Here is a 21,432-nt window from a genome sequence, read left to right as displayed (position 1 = left end):
CCAGGCGATCGCTGATCAGGCCGGCCCGACATCGAACTGCAGACGCTTGGCTGAATCGATCGACTCGTGCGCACGCAGCTTGGCCAGCACCGCCTCGGGGAAAGGAGCATCGAGGTAGAGCAACGCGATAGCGTCACCGCCAGGGCGGTTACGGCCGAGCTGGAAGTTCGCGATGTTGACGCCGCTTTCGCCGCAGACCGTGCCGAGCAGGCCGATGATGCCGGGCGCATCGGCATTGGTGGTATACAGCATATGCTGGCCGACTTCGGCGTCGAGGTTGATGCCCTTGATCTGAATGAAGCGCGGTTTGCCATCCGAGAAACAAGTGCCTGCGATCGAGCGCGTCATGTGCTCCGTCTTGACGGTCAACTTGATATACCCGTCGAACACGCCTGATTTGTCGCGTTTGACCTCGGCGACGATGATGCCGCGCTCCTTCACCATGATGGGAGCCGACACCATGTTGACGTCGGCCACCTGAGGCCGGATCAGGCCGGCGAGGGCTGCGCTGATCAGCGCCTTGGTGTTCATCTGCGCGGTCGAGCCGTCGAACAGGATCTCGACCTCCTTGATCGGATCCTCGGTGACCTGGCCGACGAAGGCGCCGAGCACTTCGGCCAGCTTGACGAAAGGCTTCAGCCGCGGGGCTTCCTCCGCCGTGATCGAAGGCATGTTGATGGCGTTGGTGACGGCACCCTTGACCAGATAGTCGGCCATCTGCTCGGCCACCTGGAGTGCGACATTCTCCTGCGCTTCCGAAGTGGAGGCGCCGAGATGCGGCGTACAGACGACATTGTCCATGTTGAAGAGCTCGTTTTGCTCGGCCGGCTCGACTTCGAAGACGTCGATGCCGGCACCGGCAACCTTGCCGCTCTTCAAGCCCGCGATCAGGTCCTGCTCGACGATCAGTCCGCCGCGCGCGCAGTTGATGATGCGCACACCATTCTTCATCTTGGCGATGGCCTCGGCGTTGATGATGTTGCGCGTCTTGTCGGTCAGCGGTGTGTGCAGGGTGATGAAGTCAGCGCGGGCAAACAGCTCCTCCAGCTCGACTTTCTCGACACCAAGTTCCTCGGCACGCTGTTCGGACAGGAACGGATCGAACGCGACGACATGCATCTTCAGGCCGACGGCCCGGGTGGCGACGATCGAGCCGATGTTGCCGCAGCCGATCAGGCCGAGCGTCTTGCTGGTGATCTCGACGCCCATGAAGCGGTTCTTTTCCCATTTGCCGGCGTGCGTCGAGGTGTTGGCTTCCGGAATCTGGCGCGCGACTGCGAACATCAGCGCAATGGCGTGTTCCGCCGTGGTGATCGAATTGCCGAAGGGCGTGTTCATGACGATGATACCGCGCCGCGACGCAGCGGGAATATCGACATTGTCGACGCCGATGCCGGCCCGGCCGACGACCTTCAACCTGGTCGCGGCCGCGATCAGCTTCTCGGTGACTTTCGTGGCCGAGCGGATGGCGAGACCATCATACTGGCCAATGACTTCGAGCAGCTTTTCCTTGTCCTTGCCGAGATCGGGCAGATAGTCGACTTCGACGCCGCGATCCTTGAAGATCTGGACGGCGGTGGTGGAGAGTTTGTCTGAAACGAGTACGCGGGGCGCCATTGCTGCCTCCTTGAAGTGTGAATTGGATCGTCAGGGGAAGGGCGGCCCCTTGTTGGAGCGTGATCTTTTCCGAAAACCGGTTTCCACTTTTCGGGATCACGTTCCGGGGCCGCCGCAAATCTGCGTCAGGCCGCGGCCTTGAGCGCCGCCTTCTGGTTCGCAAATGCCCAGTCGAGCCAAGCTGTCAGCGAAACCAGATCGGCTGTCTCGACCGTGGCGCCGGCCCAGATGCGAAGTCCGGGAGGGGCGTCGCGATAGTGGCCGATGTCGAAGGCGACACCTTCCTTGTCGAGCACCGAGACGATGCCCTTGGCGAAGGCCGCCTGGCCGTCGGCGTCGAGCGCCGTGACATCCGGATCGACGATCGACAGACAGATCGAGGTGTTCGAGCGCGTCTCCGGAACCACAGCCAGGTTGCCCAGCCAGGCCGATTTCTGCACGAAAGCATCAAGTGCCGCGAAATTGGCATCCGCGCGGGCAATCAAGGCATCGAGCCCGCCCAGCCTCTTCGCCCAGTTCAAGGCGTCGAGATAATCTTCCACGCACAGCATCGACGGCGTGTTGATCGTCTCACCCTTGAATATGCCTTCGATCAGCTTGCCGCCCGAGGTCAGGCGGAAGATCTTCGGCAGCGGCCAGGCCGGCTTGTAGGTCTCAAGCCGCTCGACGGCGCGTGGCGACAGGATCAGCATGCCGTGCGCGCCTTCGCCGCCCAGCGCCTTCTGCCAGGAGAAGGTGACGACGTCGAGCTTGGCGAAATCGAGCCGTTGGGCGAAGGCGGCAGACGTTGCGTCGCAGATGGTCAGGCCCTTGCGATCGGCCGGAATGAAATCCCCGTTGGGTACGCGCACGCCGGAGGTCGTACCGTTCCAGGTAAAAACGACGTCGCGGTCGAAATCGATCTTGGTCAGGTCGGGCAGTTCGCCATAGGGCGCCTCGAACTTGCGCGCATCCTGGAGCTTGAGTTGCTTGACCACGTCGGTGATCCAGCCAGCGCCGAAGCTTTCCCAGGCGACCATGTCGACGCCACGCTCGCCGAGCAGCGACCAGAGCGCCATTTCGACAGCGCCGGTGTCGGAGGCGGGGACTATACCGATGCGATAGTCGGCCGGAACTTGCAGGATTTCACGGGTGAGGTCGATGGCGTCGGCCAGCTTGACCTTGCCGATCTTGGCGCGGTGCGAGCGGCCCAAAGCAGCATTTTTCAGCGCCTCGACCGACCAGCCGGGGCGTTTTGCACAGGGACCTGAGGAAAAATTGGGATTTGCCGGACGCACGTCCGGCTTGGGGAGAGCAGTCATCGTGGTCTATCCTTCCAGATAGTAAGCCCCTCGGTGGGGAGGGGTGGCCCACGGACGGCGATAGGACTTCAGCCTGCCGGCGTCAAGAACAAAGTTTTTGTCGTTTGCGGGATATCGGTTTTGTGACCGTGAAAGCGGGTGAGACCACAAAAAAAGAAGGCAGGCTTCTGGCCTGCCTTCTTTTGAAAATCGATGGTGGCGATTACCAGAGGTCGTATCGCAGGCCGACTTTGACCTGATGATAATCCATTCCCTTGTCGATCACCGGACCGTTTGCGGTGTCGTAGGAAATGTATTTCATGCCTGGTGCCGAATAGTACTGGTAACCAACATCGAGCGAGACGTTTTTGGAGACCTGATACGCGATGCCCGCGGCCAGCGCATAGGACAGACTGAAATCTTTGTCGGATGTCACTATGCCCGCATACGTGCCGGGATCATCACATTCAAATACCGTGGTGGAGTTACCGAACGTGGTTGTCTGATCCTTGCACTTCCGGTCGCCCTTGGCAGCACGATAACTGCTGTATACGAGACCAAGGCCGCCGCCGATGTAGGGCGTGATACCTGCAAAAGTGCCGAGATCGACATAGGCGTTGACGGTAGCGTCGTAAGCCTTGTTGTTGGCGTTGTCGGAGCCCAGGCAGTTGCGTGTGCTTCGACCGGAAAAAACCTGGGTGGTGTTGTTGTTTGTGACCGTCACCGTCTGCGTGCCGTCACAGGTGCTCTGGTAGTCGTTGGAATATTTGGCTGTTGGCAGAATGCCGAAATTCAGCTCACCTCGGACAAAGTCGTTGAAATGGTAGCCGACGCCGACGCTTCCCGAAAATGGGACCTGTTTCGAGGAGAAACTGGGCGGGGTTTGTGAAAAGTCATACGGCTTGTTGAAGGCATAGCCGATGTCGCCGCGCAGATACCATCCCGAACCGACCTCGACCGGTTGATACTCCGGTGCCTGGTCGACATAGATCGGTGGGTCATAGTCGGCAGCGAGCGCCGAGGTCTGCGGCAGAAGCACGGCGGCGGCCAAAGCAATTCCAGCAAAAGTGCGCAGCCGTCTTGCGTCCGGAATTGCGTACAAACAAAGATCTGGAGCGTTTCCGTGTTTCCGCGAAAAGCGGAAACGCTCTAAAGCCGGCGCAACGCGCAATTCGAATTGCATGGATCCAAGCTCCCAAACCCGCGCCGATCGCCCTCGCGATCACGCCCCATCTGAGAGCATTCTTAACCATAGTGGTTAAGTCACCGTTAAGGATAACGAACCGTTACCCTTTGATTTTGTTGGGCTGGATACGCTGCTCGGAACTTGTCCGCCTCAGCGTTCGGTCAGCTTCAATTCGATGCGGCGGTTCTTGGATCGCGCATCGTCGGTATCCGTGGCGTCCAGTGGCTGGTATTCGCCGAAACCGGCGGCAACCAGCCGGTTGGCCGGAACGCCATTGGATATCAGGAATTTGACCACTGAGGTCGCGCGTGCGGATGACAATTCCCAATTGTCCTTGAAACGCCCGGTGCCTGAAAGCGGGCGGTTGTCGGTGTGTCCGTCCACGCGCAGCACCCAGTTGATCTCCGGCGGAATCTCCTTCTGCAGTTCGATGACCGCGTCGGCCAGCTTCTTCATCTCGACCCTGCCGGCATCGTTGATCTCTTCCGATCCGAGGGGGAACAGCACTTCGGACTGGAAGACGAAACGGTCGCCGACGATGCGGATGTTCTCGCGGTCGGAAAGGATCTCGCGCAGGCGGCCGAAGAAATCCGAGCGGTAGCGGTTCAGTTCCTGCACGCGCTGGGCAAGCGCGACGTTCAGGCGGCGGCCGAGATCCGCGATCTTGGTGTTGGACTCGCGATCGCGCGCCTCGGACGCGTTCAGCGCGTCCTCGAGGGCTGCAATCTGCTTGCGCAGCGCTGCGATCTGCTGGTTGAGCAATTCGACCTGGCTCAACGCGCGCTGGCTGACCTGGCGCTCGGTGTCCAGTTCCCCTTCCAACTGGGTGGCACGCTGGCTGGCGGCGTTGCCTGCGCCGGAGCCTGCATCCAGCAGCTGCTGCAGACGGCTCCTTTCTGCTTCCGCGGCGGAGAGCGAAGCCTGCAGATTGGCAAGCGAATCCTGGGCGTCCTGGCTGTTGCCTTTTTCCAGAGCCAGAAGCTGCGTCAGTTCGTTGATCTGCGCGTTGAGCCGGTTGAGCACCACATCTTTTCCGGAAATTTCACGGCTGAGCAGGAACTGCGCCAGCACGAAGACGGAAAGCAGGAACATGATGGCGAGCAGCAATGTCGAAAGTGCATCGACAAAGCCCGGCCAGTAGTCGATGTGGCGATAGCTGCGTCGCCCTCTCGCGAGCGCCATTTAGTTGGGCTCCCGGCTCTTCAGGGCCTCGGCAATCTTATCCAGCGTGGCGCGCATGGCCTTCTGCTCGTCCGATTGCGCTTCCACCCAGTCGCGCATGATCTGCTGTTCGGAGCGCATGTTCTTCACCAGGCCGGAAATACCGTCGGCGAGGTTGGCCATGGCGGTAGCAACGCGCGGATTGGAGCCGTCGCTCTCGCTCATGTGGCGCAGGCGTTCCGAAAGGGCTCGCAATTCGTCGGACGATTCCGAACGCGACGTATCGGATGCGCCGATATCCGAAGAAAGGTCGGTGACCGTAGACAACCAATTCTCGAGTTCCGTGTAGAAGCGGTTCTGCGCCCGACCGGCCTGCAGGTCGAGGAAGCCAAGCACGAGCGACCCCGAGAGGCCGAACAGCGAGGACGAAAAAGCGGTGCCCATGCCCGAAAGGGGAGCCGACAGGCCCTGTTTCAGCGCATCGAGCACAGCCGCCGCGTCACCCGATCCGGGGTCGAGTGACTGGATCGTGTCGCTGATCGAGCCGATCGTATGCAGCAGGCCCCAGAAGGTGCCGAGCAGGCCGAGGAACACCAGCAGCCCGACGAGATAGCGCGAGGTGTCGCGGCTTTCATCCAGGCGCGTGCCGATGGAATCCAGCATGGTACGCATCGCGCTGGTCGAAAAGGCGAGCGAGGATGAGCGCCCGATCATTGCCTTCATCGGTGCAAGCAGCACCGGTTCGGTCGTTTCGGAACCGGCCCGGAACGAATTCACCCAGCGCACCTCGCGAAACAACCTGCCGACCTGGACAAAGGCCAGAAGGATACCAACCACGAGCACACCGACGATCAAGCCGTTGAGGCCGGGATTGGTCACGAAGGCCGTCGATATCTGGCGCGACAACACAATGGCGATGAAGGCGACGATGCCCAGAAACACCACCATCGTCAGCACGAACACCTGCGGGCTGGAAAGCTTGTGCGGGTCGTAGCTCAGCACATCCGAACCTCGGCCCGCTGTAATGGATTTCAGAAAGGTCATTCCGGCCCCGTTTGCGATGTCGTCGCCGAGTAGGATTTGCCGCGACTCTAAACGGAAATGTGACGAAATTGGAAGGTGCTGAAATAGGGGCTCACAGCCGGTTGATGACCAGACTGTCCAGTATGGCCGCGAAATGCAGGCCTGCGCCTGTGACAACGAAGCCGTGCCAGAGCACGTTGTGGAAGCGCAAACCCTTCCAGACAAAGAAGATGACGCCCAGCGAATAGACAATGCCGCCGGCGAGCAGCAGGCCGATGGCCGTTCCCGGCAGCGTCCCGACGAGCGGTTCGACCAGAACGATTCCGCTCCAGCCGATGGCGAGATAGAAAACGATGGCAAGGCGGTCGAATCGGCCCGGCAGGAAGACCTTGATGGCGATGCCGGTAACGGCGGCGGTCCAGATCAGGCCGAGCATCCAGCCGGCGAGCGTCGTGTCACTGAGTTGAGCCAGGAAGGGCGTATAGGTAGCGGCGATCAACAGATAGATTGCGGCATGGTCGAACCGGCGCAGCAGCCACTTCACACGTGACGTCACGGGCCAGAGATTGTAGGCCATCGACACCGAAAGAACGGTGAGCAGCGCCACCACGTAGAACACCGCGGCAACATATTCACCCGGCCCAGCGTGGAAAGCGGCCAATGTCAGCATGGCTGCGCCCGCGGCAATCGCCAGTACGATGCCGACAGCATGAACGATGCCGTCGGCGATCATCTCGGCGCGCGAGTAGTGCCACCGCCCGACAAAGGGGATGTCGATAGCCACCTCGGACCGGCCTTCGCTCATGGTTTCACCTGCATCCGCCATATCTGGGGAGTTGCTGGCGAGTATTTCAAGCTTATGTAACGGTTTCGTGGCTGCGGCGTAGTTCACATATCTGCTCAAAATCGTAACCGATTTTGAGCAGCCCAATGCGTCGATTCAAAAGTGTCAGGGCATCCCTTTACGCGCCCGGACGGACGCGCGGCGCGTCAGCGCGGAGCGATCGGCTTCTTCAGCGTCGCAAGCAGCGCGCGGTGGATCGCCTCGTTGCCGGCAACAAGGCTGCCGCTTTCAAGCATGCCCTGGCCGCCATCCGGATCGGATATATAGCCGCCGGCTTCGCGTACCAACAGGATGCCGGCAGCGATGTCCCAGGGCGACAGCTTGTCTTCCCAGTAACCGTCCATGCGGCCCGCGGCGACATAGGCAAGATCAAGTGCGGCGGAGCCGAGGCGGCGGATGCCGGAGACCTCGGCCATGACATTGCGCAGTTCGATGAGGAAATTGCCATGATGCCCGCGGCCGAGATGCGGCACGCCGCAGCCGATCACCGTGTCGGACAGCTTGTTGCGGGCCGCGACGCGCAGCCGGCGGTCGTTCATGAAGGCTCCGCCGCCGCGCTCTGCCGTATAGAGCTCGTCCATGGCCGGGTTGTAGATGACGCCGGCGACGATCTGCCCCTGGCGTTCGAGCGCGATCGAGACCGAGAAGATCGGAATGCCGTGCAGGAAGTTGGTGGTTCCGTCCAGCGGGTCCACAATCCAGCGATGCTGATCGTCATCGCCGCTGACCGTACCACGCTCTTCCATCAGGAAGGCGTAGCCTGGTCGTGCCTTGGAGAGTTCGGAAAAGATGATGTCCTCGGCCTTGCGATCGGCCTGGCTGACATAGTCACCCGGTCCCTTCATCGAGACCTGCAGGTTCTGCACCTCGCCGAAATCGCGCGACAGCGAGCGGCCAGCCTTCATCGCGGCCTGGACCATGACATTGAGAAGGGCGGAACGCGCCATGCTGGACAGTCCTTAAATGCAGGGAAGCCGGACAGGGCGCCGGCCCCGGAAATCAGTCCGCGCGGCGAACGTAGGTGATCTCGTTGGTGTCGACGATGATGCGCTCGCCTGACGAAATGAATGGCGGCACCAGCACGCGGACACCGTTTTCCAGCACCGCCGGCTTGTACGACGAGGCCGCCGTCTGACCCTTCACGACCGGGTCCGCCTCGGTGATGGTGAGCGTCACCTGGTCAGGCAGCGCGATGCCGATCGGCTTTTCTTCGTAGAGTTCCACGGTAACGGTCATGCCGTCCTGCAGGAAGGCGGCGCGGTCGCCGACGAAATCCTTCTGCAGTTCGAGTTGCTCGTAGCTCTCGGCGTCCATGAACACCAGCATCTCGCCCTGTTCGTAAAGGAAGGAGAAATCCTTCTGTTCCAGGCGTACTTTTTCAACCGTCTCGGCGGCACGGAAACGCTCGTTGAGCTTGGTGCCGTTGATGAGGTTCTTGAGTTCGACCTGGTTGTAGGCGCCGCCCTTGCCGGGTTTCACCGCGTTGGTCTTCACTGCCACCCAGAGGCCGCCATCATGCTCGATGACGTTGCCGGGACGGATTTCGTTGCCATTGATCTTGGCCATGGTTGATTGATCCGGAAAAAAGAGGTGCGCCGAGAGGGCGATTTCGGCGCCTCCAAGACCATAATTTGCTGAAAGAGGCAAGAGAGGCGGCAAAATGCCAGCCCGTATGCCCACCCAGCCTGTATGCAAAGTCACTAGGGCAACCGGTTGGCTTTTTGCAGTGCCTTCTTGGTCTGCTCTTCGTCCAGGCCCTGCATGAAGTCGTCCATCTGTGGATCGGCAAGGCCAGCACGGCGTGCGACGATGAACCATGCTGCGGCGCTGACCAGATCTCCGTCGACCCCGATGCCGCCCACATAGAGTTTTGCCAGCCTGTTCTGGGCAGCCACGTTGCCGCCTTCGGCGGCACGCTTCGTCCAGTTGAAGCCGGATCTCAGGTCCCGCTTGCCGCCCCGCCCGTCGATCAGCCACTGGCCGAGGTCAAGCTGGGCCGTATCATAATTCTGCTGCGCGGCCAAAACCAGAAATCTTCGCGCTTCGTTATCATCCTTGGTCTTGCCACCGGCGCCATTGGCATAGATCTGCGCCATTGCGTATTGGGCGTCGGCCAGGCCGCTCTCGGCCGCTTTCTGGTAGTAAATTGCGGCTCTCGCCAGACCCGCTTCGCCCGGATCCTTCTGGATCAGCAATTGCGCGAGGTTGAACTGCGCCAGTGGATTGCCGGCTTCAGCCGCCGCCTGCAGCAGGACCTGGGCTTTCTTTTCGTCTTTCTTGACCTGGCGTCCGTCGATCAGGATCAGCGCGTACTGAAACTGTGCCTCCGGCACGCCCTGCTCTGCCGCGCGCTGGTACCATTTGGCGGCCTCGGCCGCATTGGCTGGCATGCCCAGTCCGCGGGCCAGGATTTCCGCCACCAGGGTCTGGGCGGGTGCGTCGCCCTTGTTGGCACGCTCGAGCGCCAGATTGTAGGCCGTTTTGTAGAGGCCGCGCTGATAGGCGCCATAGGCAGCATCCGGTGGCCGGCCACCGAAGCGGGCGGGGTCGACATTCGCCGCCGGTTCGGTTGTCGTCGCCGGTTGCGGCAATGGATTGGCTATCGGGCGGTCTCCCTTCGCCGCCGCTGAACCGGGTAATGGTATCGGCTGTGGCAGTTGCGGCGCTGCGGAGGGCGTTGACCCGGCAGGCGTTGCTGCCTCGGGGGCTTTGGGTGTTTGGGCCGTCGGCTGCCCTGGCGTGCTTGCCGGTGCCTGTGGCGATACCGGTTGTGGCGTGTTGGTCGCTGGGGCCTGGCTTGCGGGTGCCGGGTTTTCCGGCACCGCGGACGATGGTGCACTCGCCGGCGGGGTGGGAACCGGCGTTGCAGCGTTTGGAGCTGTCGAGCCGCCAGATGTCGAAGGGGTCTGTGCCTCCGGCTTGGGCGCACCGCCTCCCGGGTTCTCGGACTTTGTCGTTTCCTGCGCGGGCGGCTGTGCCTGTTTCGGCGGTTCAGCGGTCTCGGCGTCTGCCTGGGAGATGGCAAAACCGAGAGCGAGCACGCCGGCAAGGGTAGAGCGCAGGCGCATTGTCAGCCCCCGAGGTGTGGCGCTGTTTCATCGAGCAGGGCGTTGGCCTTGGCGATCACGGCGGCAGGTTCCACATCGTCGGCGAAAACGGCGGCGGACAAGGCCACGAATTCCGCTCCGGTTGCGGCCACGGCCCCTACCGAGGTGACATCGGAGCCCGCCATGACGATGCAGGGAATTTCGATCATCTCGGCCCACCATTGGCCGAGCGAAAGGTTGCGCGGATGTGGCTCCGGTTTGGAATCGTAGCCGAAGCGGCCGAAGAAGATATAGTCCGGACGTTCTTCGCCGAGTTCCAATGCATCGTCGCGCGTCTTGGCGCCACCGACCCCCACCATCATGCGGTCCTGCAGGCGCTCGACGGCCTCGGCGAGGTTCGCCTTGCCGGCTTCGACATGGAGGCCGTCGGCCTTGACGCGTCCGGCGATGCGGCTGTCGCCGGCAATCACAACGGCGATGCCTGCGGCTTGCGCCGCGGGCACGATCTTTTCCGCGTAAGCCTGGAAACTGGCCTCGTCGCGATCACCCTGGGGCAGGATCAGCGAAGCGATGTCACCACCGGCGAGCGCGGCGACAACGCGTTCGGCAGGGGTGCCGGCTGGCGGAATGAGCACGATGCGGCAACGGTCAGGTGGTGTGGATTCGGTCATGGCGGTATCGGTTTCCGGTTTCGCCTATGCGAGGCGAAGATGGTTGGATTGCGGCATAGACGAATGCGGCGTCGTTGAACAGGCATGCATTCGGACCGCCTGCGCCATCGCCGGTCCGGCGAGAGATCAATTCCTTCGCTCCGCCGCGGGACCTTTCGCTCATGCCACGCCGTGGACGACAAGGACTGCCGACATGATGAACGGGCTGACGCGGTTGAACCCTCGAACGCTCGCCTTGATGCACGGTTCCGCGTTCAGCGGCGATGGTGGCAAGATGCTCGGCGATCTGGCCAAAGTGATGCAGGAATTGGCAGTGAAAGACGCGCTGTAACGCACGCTCCGCCCTCGGAGACCGCCGCGAGCGCTTCGGTCACAGATCGATTTTGTAGCCGAAATGGGTCTGCTTGAAGCCAAGGCGTTCGTAAAAACGATGGGCATCGTGGCGGTTGCGGTCGGTGGTGAGCTGCACGATGGCGCAGCCGCGCTCCCGGCATTGACCGACAGCCCATTCAATCATCTTCTGGCCGAGACCCGTGCTCTGTCGATCCCGGGCAACCCGTACGGCCTCGATCTGCCCTCTCAATGAGCCCCTGCGGGAAAGCCCGGCGATGAAGGTGAGCTGCAAAGTGCCGACCACGCGTCCGGCTTCGGTCATGACCGCGAGCAGTTGGTTGCGGTCGGCGTCGATTGCCTCGAATGCTCTCATATAGCTTTCAGACAGGGGCTCGCCGGTGTCCTCGCGACTGCTGCCCAGCATGTCGTCGGCGAGCATGGTGACGATCGCGGCGACGTCGGTGCGTTCGGCGCGGCGAAAGGCAATCTCGACCATGGGGCTTCTCCGTGTTCGCTCCCGCAATAGGCGGCTGACTGCGTATCGGCAAGCCCATTTGGGCACGCTCATCTGACCGACGAACAGATCGCCGCCGGGTCGGAGCTGGTGGAAGAACTGGAGCGGCCGATGTTCCTGCTAGTGTCGGCGCGTCGCTGACGGGCGGTTTCTTGCGGCGAAGGCTAGATGCTGGTTGTGTCGTGCCTTTCGAAATCGATTCCGATTTTCGGGCCGATGCGCTAGAGCAATTCCAGCAAAAGTGCGCAGCTGTTTTGCGTCGGGAATTGCGCAAAACAAAAAGAGCTGGAACATTTCCGGGAAAAACGGAAATGCTCTAGGTAGCAAGGACCATTTCCTCAGGCATTTCTCCCCGGCATGTCAGCTCTGCTCACCGACCCCTGGTTTTACGCTGTCGCCGTGCCTGCGGTTATCCTGGTGGGGCTCACCAAGGGCGGGGTCGGCGGCTTCGGCCTGATCGGCGTGCCATTGATGGCTTTGGCGATGTCGCCGGTGCAGGCGGCTGCGATCCTGCTGCCCATCCTGGTGGTGATGGATATCGTCTCGTTGTGGACCTGGCGGGGCCAGCACGACAGGAAAACGCTCGTCGACATGTTGCCGGGCGCACTCGTCGGCATCGGCATCGGCTGGGCGACGGCGGCATTTGTGACCGCGGACATGGTGCGCTTCATAGTAGGGGCCGTCACCATCGCCTTTGTCGGGCGCTGGCTCTATGTCACCTACAGGCATGGCAGCAGCCATATTTCAAAGCCGAACAAGCCGCTTGCGGCATTCTGGGGCACGATCGCCGGTTTCACCAGTTTCGTCGCCCATGTCGGCGGACCGCCATTTCAGGTCTATACGATGCCGCTGCGGATGGATCCGAAGGTGCTGACGGCAACCGGCGTGGTGTTCTTCGCCATCGTCAACGCCATCAAGCTCATTCCCTATTTTGCGCTCGGCCAGTTCGACGCCGCCAATCTTGCCGCCTCGGCTGTCTTGATGCCGTTTGCGCCTTTGTCGACGCTGGCCGGTGCCTGGCTGGTGCGGCGCATGCAGCCGGAAGTGTTCTATCCCTTCACCTACGCCACGATTGCCCTGGTGGCGATCAAGCTGTTGTGGGACGGCATCGTCAGTCTTCCGTAGAGGATGACGCCGCGTTCCGGCTATGCTTAGAAGTATTGGATATTGCTCGTTCGGAGGGCGGGATGACGAACCCCTATGCGCTGGATCTCGACAAGAATCCGGCCAATCACCAGCCGTTGACTCCGCTGTCGTTCCTGGAACGCGCGGCGAAGACCTATCCCGACCATGTCGCCATCATCCACGGCCGCCAGCGCATTACCTATCGGGATTTCTGGGGCCGTTCACTGAAGCTGGCTTCCGCGCTTGCCGCGCAGGGCATCGGCAAGGGCGATACGGTGACGGTGATGCTCTCCAACACGCCGCCAATGCTGGAAGCGCATTTCGGCGTGCCGATGGTGAAGGCCGTGCTGCATTCGCTCAACACGCGCCTCGATGCCGCCGTCATCGCCTTTCAGCTCGATCACGCCGAGACCAAGGTGCTGATCGTCGACCGCGAGTTTTCCGGCGTGATGAAGGAGGCGCTGGCGCTGACCAGGGTGAAGCCGCTGGTCATCGACTATGACGATCCCGACTACGGGGCGGATGCGCCCTATCCGAAGGGTGAGCGCATCGGTTCGCACGACTATGACGCGTTCGTCGCGGGCGGTGAGGTGGATTTTGCATGGGCGATGCCCGACGACGAATGGGACGCGATTTCGCTGAACTACACGTCCGGCACCACCGGCAACCCCAAGGGTGTGGTCTATCATCATCGTGGCGCGGCGCTAATGGCCTATGCCAACACCATTCACGCCGGCATGGGAAAGCACGCCGTCTATCTCTGGACGCTGCCGATGTTCCACTGCAATGGCTGGTGCTTCCCCTGGACGCTGGCCGTGCAAGCGGGAACCCATGTCTGTCTGCGCTGGGTGCGGGCGAAGGCGATGTATGATGCGATCGCTGACCATGGCGTCACCCATCTTTGCGGTGCGCCCATCGTCATGGCAATGCTGATCAATGCCGGCGACGGGCACAAGCGCGAATTTCCGCAAACCGTCACCTTCAACACCGCGGCTGCCCCGCCGCCCGAGGCGGTTCTGTCCGGCATGGCTGACGCCGGCTTCGTCGTCACCCACCTGTATGGTCTGACCGAAACTTATGGCCCTGCCGTCGTCAATGAATGGCATGGCGAATGGGATGTGCTGGACAAGGGAACGCGCACAACCAGGAAAGCGCGTCAGGGTGTGCGTTATGCGGCGCTGGAAGACCTGACGGTGATGGACCCGGCCACGATGGAAAAGACGCCTGCCGATGGCGAGACCATCGGCGAGGTGATGTTTCGCGGCAACATCGTCATGAAGGGATATCTGAAGAACCGCAAGGCGACGGACGAGGCCTTTGCCGGCGGCTGGTTCCACTCCGGCGACCTCGGCGTCATGCATCCCGACGGTTACATCCAGCTCAAGGACCGTTCCAAGGACATCATCATTTCGGGTGGCGAGAACATCTCCTCGATCGAGGTCGAGGATGCGCTCTACAAACACCCGGCCGTGGCATCCTGCGGCGTGGTGGCGCGTGGCGACGACAAATGGGGTGAAGTGCCGGTGGCTTATGTCGAGCTGAAGCCGGGCAAGTCAGCGACCGAGGCCGAGATCATCGAGCACTGCCGGGGCCTTCTCGCCCGCTTCAAAGTGCCGAAGGCCATCATCTTCCACGAGATCCCGAAGACCTCGACGGGCAAAATCCAGAAGTTCCGCCTGCGTGAAATGGCCAAAGCCAGCTAGCGCGATGCGGAGCTTCGGGCGTCCGAATGGACGCCCGGCGTTCCAATGCCGGCCCTAGCCAGTCCGTTCAGGGCTTGCGCAGGACAGGCAGAGCGATCACGGCGAACAGCAGCATCGCCGCGAAGAACAGGATCGAACAGATGCCGACCACCGGTTCGATCGCCGTGTTTCCCGCCAGCAGGAAATAGAGCGTCACCAGCAGACCGATACCGCTTAGCGCCGTCAGCCAGAAATGGATCGTTGCCAGCCTTGTTTCGCGAGCGGCCGGAAACAGATGGTAGAAGATGGCAAAGACCGCGGATGTCAGCCAGCCCGCCACCAGTGCGTGTGCATGGACGGGCATTTCGGTATGGTCCTGGCTGATCGCCATATGCAGGCCCAACGCCATGCCGCACAGTGCGTAGACAATGGCGAGCGCAAAGAAGTTCCGAGATACGCCTTGCATGATAGTTCCCCCGTTGTTTCGTCGCGTTCGTCCTTGCGACGCGACGCATGAGCAAACACATGGCTCAGCGGCATTCGTCCCATCTTTGCGTGGGGCCGCGCTGCTGCCGGTTTGCAGGGCAAGAATACTTCAGGAAGAGGTGAAATGAGAGTGGGGTTCTTCACATTGGCATGCCCGGTGAGGGGCTCCGATGTTGTGCTGATACGGCACAGCTTGCCCAGGCTCCTTAAAAAATCTTGGCGCCTGTTAAGGGTTCATTAAGCTTTACGAGCGTTTACTATGCGCATCCAGTGATCTGGATTCTTACCGAGTGGTTGGAGCCACTTTGTTTGACGCCTCCCTGTTAAACTCCTGAGAGCCGCCTCATCGCGGCTCTTTTTTTGCCCGGCGGTCAGGCCGGCGGCAGCCAGGAAACGACGGCGTTAACCGTTTGTTAAACATGTGCTTGCCTTGCGAGAAGTCCCGGCGCATTTTCTTAGCCACTGTCATATAGGCTTGGAAACCGGCGGCATGACGCCGATTCGGCCGGAAGAATGCGAATACGGAACATGAAATGAGCGAGCCTTCCAAGGAAAGCGCGAACACGATCAAGTTGGCCGAGCGGAGGGTCTTCTCGCAATCGTTCAAGCCGCTTTATGACGAAGGCATGGGCCTCGTCGAGCGTACGGCCGAGTATCTCGACGGCAAGGGCAGGCTGGAGGCCAAGAAGCTGTCGCGGCTGGGTGCGACGCTCTACGCCGCCGAATCGATGCGTCTCACCACACGACTGATGCAGATCGCATCCTGGCTGCTTCTGCAGCGCGCTGCGAATTCCGGCGAGATGACACGCGATCAGGTTGCGTCGGAGAAATCAAAGGTGCGGCTGGATACCGCTTCGGCGCACAGCGAGGCAGCCGGCTGGAGCGAATTGCCGGACGACTTCCTGGATCTCGTCAACCGATCGCTGCGCCTGCAGTCGCTGGTGCGGCGCATGGACGAGGAAATCTACGGCAGTGGCGGAACGGTTCATGCGCAGCCGGCCAATCGCCGCTCCAACCCGGTCTCGGACCAGATCACGCTGCTCAAGACGGCTTTCGCCGGCGGCTGAACCGAGGCTTCGTGCGAAGCCTTTGGCTTCTTGTTTCTGGTTTGTTCACATTTTGCTGGCATCGCTTTGCGCGAAAGGTAGACTCCGCGCATGGGGGAAGCGATTCGCATCATCGGTATCGATCCCGGGCTGAGACGCACCGGTTGGGGTGTCGTCGAAAGCCTCGGCAATTCGCTGCGCTTTGTCGCGGCGGGCACCGTGCGTTCGGACGACAAGGCCGCGCTGGCGGCGCGGCTGTGCCAATTGCATGATGGGCTGGCCGACGTGCTGCATCAGCTGATGCCGCAGGAAGCGGCCGTCGAGCAGACCTTCGTCAACAAGGATGCGTCCGCAACACTGAAGCTTGGACAAGCCCGTGGCATCGCCATGCTTGTGCCGGCCCGTGCCGGCTTGCTGGTGGCCGAATATGCACCCAATGCCGTCAAGAAGGCGGTGATCGGCGTCGGCCATGGCGACAAGAAACAGATCCACATGATGGTGAAGGTATTGCTGCCCAAGGCAGCCTTCGACACCGCCGACGCCGCCGACGCGCTGGCCATCGCCATCTGCCATGCCCATCATCGGCAGAGCATCGCCTATCGCATGGCCGTGGCGTGAAGGGGCAAGCGGGATGATCGGCAAGCTGAAAGGCACGGTGGACGAGATCGAGGAGGATCATTGCCTCGTCGATGTGCATGGCGTCGGTTATGTCGCTTATTGTTCCGCACGCACACTTTCGGCACTGCCCGGGCCTGGCGAGGCGGTGGTGCTGCACATCGAAACCTATGTGCGCGAGGACATGATCCGCCTCTACGGCTTCAAGACCGCGCTGGAACGCGAATGGTTCCGCTTGCTGATGAACAATGTGCAGGGCGTTGGCGCCAAGGTCGCGCTGGCGATCCTGTCGACGTTGTCGCCATCCGACCTCGCCAACGCGATCGCGCTGCGCGACATCGCCATGGTGTCGCGGGCGCCTGGCGTCGGCAAGAAGGTGGCCGAGCGCATCGTCACCGAGTTGAAGACCAAGGCACCGGCCTTTGCAGGCGAGGCTTCCGGCACGATCGGGCTGAAGCAGGAACTGGGCGAGGGCGTCGCTGCCGCTCCTGTCGCCGATGCGGTTTCCGCGCTCACCAATCTCGGCTATTCGCGCGATATCGCGGCCAATGCCGTGGCTGCCGCCTTGAAGAGTGCTGGCGAAGGAGCCGATTCCGCCAAGCTGATCAGGCTGGGGCTGAAGGAGCTGGCGCGGTGACGCGCTTCTTGTTCGGACCCTTCCGTCGTGCGAGGAGAGGGGCATGAACACCGCCCCCCGTCTCATCTCCTCCGAAAAGCGTGGCGAGGATGCCGACCAGACTCTGCGCCCGCAGACGCTGGACGATTTCGTCGGCCAGGCGGCGGCGCGTGCGAACCTGAAAGTCTTCATCGAAGCGGCCAAGGGCCGTGGCGATGCGCTCGACCACGTCCTGTTCGTCGGCCCGCCGGGACTGGGCAAGACCACGCTGGCGCAGATCATGGCGCGCGAGATGGGCGTCAATTTCCGCTCCACATCGGGGCCGGTGATCGCCAAGGCCGGCGATCTCGCGGCACTGCTGACCAATCTGGAAGACCGCGATGTTCTGTTCATCGACGAGATCCATCGGCTCAGCCCGGCAGTGGAGGAGATCCTCTACCCTGCGATGGAGGATTTCCAGCTCGACCTGATCATAGGCGAAGGGCCGGCGGCGCGCTCGGTCAAGATCGATCTTGCCCGCTTCACGCTGGTGGCTGCCACGACGCGGCTCGGGCTCATCACCAATCCTCTGCGCGACCGTTTCGGTATCCCGGTGCGATTGAATTTCTACACGGTCGAGGAACTGGAGCTGATCGTGCGGCGCGGGGCGCGCATCCTCAGCATGCCGATCGCCGATGATGGCGCTGTTGAAATCGCGCGTCGTGCCCGTGGTACGCCGCGTATCGCCGGGCGGCTGCTGCGCCGCGTGCGCGACTTCGCGTCGGTCGCCGGCGCCGAGACCGTGTCGCGCAAGGTCGCTGACGAGGCATTGTCCCGACTGGAAGTCGACGCGCTCGGCCTCGATCAGCTCGACCGGCGCTACCTCTCCATGATTGCCATGAATTTCGGTGGTGGGCCGGTCGGCATCGAGACGATCGCGGCTGGTCTTTCGGAACCGCGGGATGCGATCGAGGATATCATCGAGCCCTATCTGATCCAGCAGGGCTTCATCCAGCGAACCCCGCGCGGGCGCGTGCTGACGGCCAATGCCTGGAGGCATCTCGGCCTGGAGGTGCCGCGCGATCTTGCCCAGCAGCAGATCAATCTCTTCCAGGAAGGGGATTGACCGATGCCTGGCGCGGACGATCTGCTCGGTGGCATTTCCGGGACGCTGACCGAATTCGGCCATCGGCTGATGGCGAGGGTGTACTATGCCGACACCGATTTCTCCGGCGTCGTCTATCATGCCCGCTATCTGGAATTCCTGGAGCGTGGCCGCTCGGATTTCCTGCGGCTGGCCGGTGTGCATCACACCGAACTTGCCGAAGGCAAGCATGGCGAGAAGATCGTCTGGGTCGTCCGCCGCATGGAGATCGACTTCCGTTCACCGGCGCGTATCGATGATATCCTGACCGTCGATACCCGCACCGACGACATTTCCGGTGCGCGCATCTTCATGGCCCAGCAACTCAAGCGCGATGCGGACGTGCTGGTCGATGCCAGGGTAGAGGCAGCGATCATCGGCGAGAATGGCCGTCCGCGCCGTTTTCCCAAGGAATGGGTTGCCGCCTTCATGCCAAAGGCTCTTTAGGGGACCTTCACTCCATTGTGACCCGGCGCTGGCACATCATGCATGCTGCGTCGCACAACACTTGCGATTCCTAACCTCTCCTTAACCATAACAGTTCATGAAGACATAGGTGAAGATTGGAGGCGTTCATGCCTTCGTTTCACCAATATTTGCCGTGAAAAGGCCGCGAAAGGCGCCTTTTGGGGCATTTCCGGAAGCTTCGCGCGAACGGACCACAAGGGGTAGAGCGCCAGGGGCTAGCGGCGAGCCGGGGCCCGGATTCTTAAGGAACGAACCATGGAAAACATCGCACTCGCCGATCCGGGCGCGCAACTGTCGATTTGGGGCCTGTTCATGCAGGCCGGCTGGGTGGTCAAGCTGGTCATGCTCGGCCTCATCGGCGCCTCGGTCTGGACCTGGGCCATCGTCGTCGACAAGCTGGTTTCCTTTGCGCGGCTGCGCGTCGCGCTCAACCGCTTCGAACAGGTGTTCTGGTCGGGTCAGTCGCTGGAAGAGCTTTACCGTAACCTCGCCGAGCGCAAGACCGTGGGCATGGGCGCTATCTTCGTGGCCGCCATGCGTGAATGGAAGAAGAGCTTCGAGAAAGGCGCCAAATCGCCGCTCGCGCTGCAGACCCGCATCGACAAGGCGATGGATCTGGCACTGACGCGTGAAATGGAACGCCTGGAGGGTCGCCTCGGCTTCCTCGCCACCATCGGTTCCGCCGCACCCTTCATTGGCCTGTTCGGCACGGTCGTCGGTATCATGACGTCGTTCCAGGCCATCGCCGGTTCGAAATCGACCAATCTGGCCGTTGTCGCGCCCGGTATCGCGGAAGCGCTGCTGGCCACCGCCATCGGCCTGCTTGCCGCTATCCCTGCCGTCATCGCCTACAACAAGCTGTCGTCCGACGCCGGCAAGATCGCGGTGCGCATGGAGGGCTTCGCCGACGAGTTCTCCGCCATACTGTCGCGCCAAATCGATGAGAAAGTGGCCCAGAAGGCCGCCTGAGGAAACAAGCCGATGGGAATGTCAGTCAGCTCAGGTGGTTCGGGACGTGGCGGACGCGGCCACAGGCGTCGCGGCCGCCATCACGGCCTGATGTCGGAAATCAACGTCACGCCGTTCGTCGACGTCATGCTGGTGCTGCTCATCATCTTCATGGTGGCGGCACCACTGCTTACGGTCGGCGTGCCGATCGACCTGCCGGAAACGCAGGCCAAGCCAATGAATGCGGAAACCCAGCCGATCACCGTTTCGGTGAACCAGGCTGGCGAAATCCATCTGCAGGAGACGGTGATTCCGCTCGAGGAAGTCGTGCCGAAGCTCGAGGCGATCGCCAAGACCGGTTATGAGGAGCGCATCTTCATCCGCGGCGACAAGGCTGCCGACTATGGCACCGTCATGAAGGTCATGGCCCGCATCTCGGCCGCCGGCTACAAGAACCTCGGCCTGGTCACCTTGCAGGAACAGGACAAATAACCTTGAAGGCCGGTCTCACCACATCGGTGATCCTGCATGCTGCCGTGATCGGCTTTGGCCTGTTCACGCTCAGGGCTCCGCCTGCATTCCAGCCCATGAACGTCGAGTCGTTTCCGGTGGACATCGTACCGGTGGAAGATGTTGCGCAGTCACTGCAAGGCGACAAGAAGTCGACTGTGCGTGACAAGCCGGCACCAAAACCAACCGAGCGGCCCGACATCGTCGCCGATGCCCAGAAGATCGGCGAAAACAGTGTCGACACGGATCAGCCGGTGACACCGACTGCGAAGCCAAAGCCGGTCGAGAATACGGAGTCGGCACCCAAGGCGCCGACGCCGACGGAAAAACCCAAGCCCGAGGATACGCCGAAGCCGAAGGAAGAGCCGAAGCCGACGCCGGCGACGGAAGTCGCGCCGGCCGAGCAGCCCAAGCAGGATGTGAAGCCCGACCCCGTCAAGCAGCCGGAACCCAAGCCGCAACCGGTGAAGGAACCGGAACCCGCACCGAAGCCCGCCGAGCAGAAGCCAGCGGAGGCCAAGCCCGAGCCGGCAAAGCCCGATGCGGTGGCCGAGGCCATTGCCTCGGAACAGACGGAGTCTGTTGCCCTGCCCAATTCGGCACCGGCACCGGAGGCCAAGCCACGCCCCGAACAGGCCCAGGCCGAGACCGCCAAGGCACCCGATCGCAAGAATTCGGAAAAGCCGGTCAAGGAAGCGTCTTCCAGGCAGAAGTCGGAGGATGATGCCTTCAACGACAAGGTATCCGCTCTTCTCAACAAGGACAAACCTTCGGGTGGTGGCGCAAAACGATCCAGCCAGCAGTCGTCGCTCGGCGGCGACAGGAACAATGGCCAGAAGCTGAGCAACAGCGAAATGGGCGCTCTTCGCGATCAGCTCAGCGGCTGCTGGACCATTCCGGCTGGTGCGCAGGATGCCGGAAACCTCGTCGCGGTCATCCGGTTCAATGTGGATCAGTCGGGCAAGCTGGATGGTCGTCCGACGGTTCAGACCTCCAGCGGCAATCGTTCCTACGATGAAAGCGCGGTGCGTGCGATCCAGAAATGCGATCAGGCGGGGTTGGTACTTCCAGCAGGCAAGCAGGACATCTGGTCCGAAATTCAAGTCACGTTCAACCCGAGCGACATGGGCATGTGAT

23 protein-coding genes are annotated in these 21,432 nt (G+C 61.7%); 11 read left to right on the top strand and 12 right to left on the bottom strand.

Translation table 11 applies throughout. The features are described 5' to 3' along the window. Nucleotides 1–15 precede the first annotated feature (15 nt). From serA to AO692_RS31055, 10 genes are all read right to left on the bottom strand, one after another. A complete protein-coding gene (gene serA / locus AO692_RS31100; protein WP_054313878.1) occupies nt 16–1,617 on the bottom strand; it encodes a phosphoglycerate dehydrogenase in 1,602 nt (533 codons plus the stop codon). A 125-nt stretch (nt 1,618–1,742) separates the two neighbouring features. Beyond that, nucleotides 1,743–2,918, bottom strand: a complete 1,176-nt coding sequence (locus AO692_RS31095) for a phosphoserine transaminase (protein WP_054313877.1) — start codon at nt 2,916–2,918, stop codon at nt 1,743–1,745. 202 nt (nt 2,919–3,120) lie between these two features. Next, complete coding sequence (locus AO692_RS31090) at nt 3,121–4,080, bottom strand: outer membrane beta-barrel protein (protein ID WP_082407683.1); 960 nt, start codon at nt 4,078–4,080, stop codon at nt 3,121–3,123. 153 nt (nt 4,081–4,233) lie between these two features. Then, entirely contained in the window at nt 4,234–5,265 is a 1,032-nt protein-coding gene (locus AO692_RS31085; protein ID WP_054313876.1) for a peptidoglycan -binding protein, read from the bottom strand. Further along, a complete protein-coding gene (locus tag AO692_RS31080) occupies nt 5,266–6,288 on the bottom strand; it encodes a MotA/TolQ/ExbB proton channel family protein (RefSeq protein ID WP_054313875.1) in 1,023 nt (340 codons plus the stop codon). Nucleotides 6,289–6,379: 91 nt separating this feature from the next. Then, nucleotides 6,380–7,072, bottom strand: a complete 693-nt coding sequence (locus AO692_RS31075) for a hemolysin III family protein (RefSeq protein WP_054313973.1) — start codon at nt 7,070–7,072, stop codon at nt 6,380–6,382. A gap of 185 nt (nt 7,073–7,257) precedes the next feature. Beyond that, nucleotides 7,258–8,058, bottom strand: coding sequence for an inositol monophosphatase family protein (locus tag AO692_RS31070; protein ID WP_054313874.1), 801 nt, complete (start codon nt 8,056–8,058; stop codon nt 7,258–7,260). Between the two features lie 52 nt (nt 8,059–8,110). Beyond that, entirely contained in the window at nt 8,111–8,677 is a 567-nt protein-coding gene (gene efp / locus AO692_RS31065; RefSeq protein ID WP_054313873.1) for an elongation factor P, read from the bottom strand. A 134-nt stretch (nt 8,678–8,811) separates the two neighbouring features. Continuing rightward, nucleotides 8,812–9,933: a tetratricopeptide repeat protein gene (locus AO692_RS31060; RefSeq protein WP_244483571.1), complete on the bottom strand. Its 1,122-nt coding sequence runs from the start codon at nt 9,931–9,933 to the stop codon at nt 8,812–8,814. 248 nt (nt 9,934–10,181) lie between these two features. Beyond that, on the bottom strand, nt 10,182–10,829 hold the full coding sequence (locus tag AO692_RS31055; protein ID WP_054313872.1) for a thiamine phosphate synthase: 648 nt from the start codon (nt 10,827–10,829) through the stop codon (nt 10,182–10,184). A gap of 193 nt (nt 10,830–11,022) precedes the next feature. On the opposite strand from AO692_RS31055, the gene AO692_RS33270 reads away from it, so the two are divergent. Beyond that, nucleotides 11,023–11,160, top strand: a complete 138-nt coding sequence (locus AO692_RS33270; RefSeq protein WP_161808155.1) for a hypothetical protein — start codon at nt 11,023–11,025, stop codon at nt 11,158–11,160. Nucleotides 11,161–11,199: 39 nt separating this feature from the next. Here AO692_RS33270 and AO692_RS31045 read toward each other — a convergent pair whose 3' ends face one another. Then, entirely contained in the window at nt 11,200–11,658 is a 459-nt protein-coding gene (locus AO692_RS31045; protein WP_054313870.1) for a GNAT family N-acetyltransferase, read from the bottom strand. A gap of 375 nt (nt 11,659–12,033) precedes the next feature. Here AO692_RS31045 and AO692_RS31040 point away from each other — a divergent pair, with 375 nt between their 5' ends. Together AO692_RS31040 and AO692_RS31035 are read left to right on the top strand one after the other, a co-directional pair. Then, nucleotides 12,034–12,801, top strand: coding sequence for a sulfite exporter TauE/SafE family protein (locus AO692_RS31040; protein ID WP_054313869.1), 768 nt, complete (start codon nt 12,034–12,036; stop codon nt 12,799–12,801). Between the two features lie 62 nt (nt 12,802–12,863). Continuing rightward, the gene (locus tag AO692_RS31035; protein ID WP_054313868.1) at nt 12,864–14,504 is read left to right on the top strand and encodes an acyl-CoA synthetase; all 1,641 of its coding nucleotides are present in this window, start codon (nt 12,864–12,866) and stop codon (nt 14,502–14,504) included. 67 nt (nt 14,505–14,571) lie between these two features. Here the strand turns inward: AO692_RS31035 and AO692_RS31030 are convergent, their stop codons facing one another. Continuing rightward, nucleotides 14,572–14,949 (bottom strand): hypothetical protein, encoded by a 378-nt coding sequence (locus tag AO692_RS31030; RefSeq protein WP_054313867.1) that lies wholly within the window; start codon nt 14,947–14,949, stop codon nt 14,572–14,574. 553 nt (nt 14,950–15,502) lie between these two features. Between AO692_RS31030 and AO692_RS31025 the strand changes: the two genes are divergently transcribed. From AO692_RS31025 to AO692_RS30990, 8 genes are all read left to right on the top strand, one after another. After that, complete coding sequence (locus AO692_RS31025) at nt 15,503–16,036, top strand: DUF1465 family protein (protein WP_054313866.1); 534 nt, start codon at nt 15,503–15,505, stop codon at nt 16,034–16,036. A 90-nt stretch (nt 16,037–16,126) separates the two neighbouring features. Further along, a complete protein-coding gene (gene ruvC / locus AO692_RS31020) occupies nt 16,127–16,633 on the top strand; it encodes a crossover junction endodeoxyribonuclease RuvC (protein WP_054313865.1) in 507 nt (168 codons plus the stop codon). Between the two features lie 13 nt (nt 16,634–16,646). Then, nucleotides 16,647–17,267, top strand: coding sequence for a Holliday junction branch migration protein RuvA (gene ruvA / locus AO692_RS31015; protein WP_054313864.1), 621 nt, complete (start codon nt 16,647–16,649; stop codon nt 17,265–17,267). A 43-nt stretch (nt 17,268–17,310) separates the two neighbouring features. After that, entirely contained in the window at nt 17,311–18,351 is a 1,041-nt protein-coding gene (gene ruvB, locus AO692_RS31010) for a Holliday junction branch migration DNA helicase RuvB (RefSeq protein WP_054313863.1), read from the top strand. A gap of 3 nt (nt 18,352–18,354) precedes the next feature. Beyond that, entirely contained in the window at nt 18,355–18,816 is a 462-nt protein-coding gene (gene ybgC, locus AO692_RS31005; protein WP_054313862.1) for a tol-pal system-associated acyl-CoA thioesterase, read from the top strand. A 276-nt stretch (nt 18,817–19,092) separates the two neighbouring features. After that, nucleotides 19,093–19,806 (top strand): protein TolQ, encoded by a 714-nt coding sequence (tolQ, locus tag AO692_RS31000; protein WP_054313861.1) that lies wholly within the window; start codon nt 19,093–19,095, stop codon nt 19,804–19,806. Between the two features lie 12 nt (nt 19,807–19,818). Further along, entirely contained in the window at nt 19,819–20,277 is a 459-nt protein-coding gene (gene tolR / locus AO692_RS30995; RefSeq protein ID WP_054313860.1) for a protein TolR, read from the top strand. A gap of 2 nt (nt 20,278–20,279) precedes the next feature. Beyond that, nucleotides 20,280–21,431 (top strand): TonB family protein, encoded by a 1,152-nt coding sequence (locus tag AO692_RS30990; protein ID WP_054313859.1) that lies wholly within the window; start codon nt 20,280–20,282, stop codon nt 21,429–21,431. Nucleotide 21,432: the final 1 nt, after the last annotated feature.

Origin of the sequence: Mesorhizobium sp. 1M-11 (assembly GCF_001303895.1) — a bacterium.
Taxonomy (GTDB): Bacteria; Pseudomonadota; Alphaproteobacteria; order Rhizobiales; family Rhizobiaceae; genus Mesorhizobium.
The sequence above is the reverse complement of the archived record's forward strand: the minus strand, read 5'-3'. Positions and strand labels throughout refer to the sequence as shown.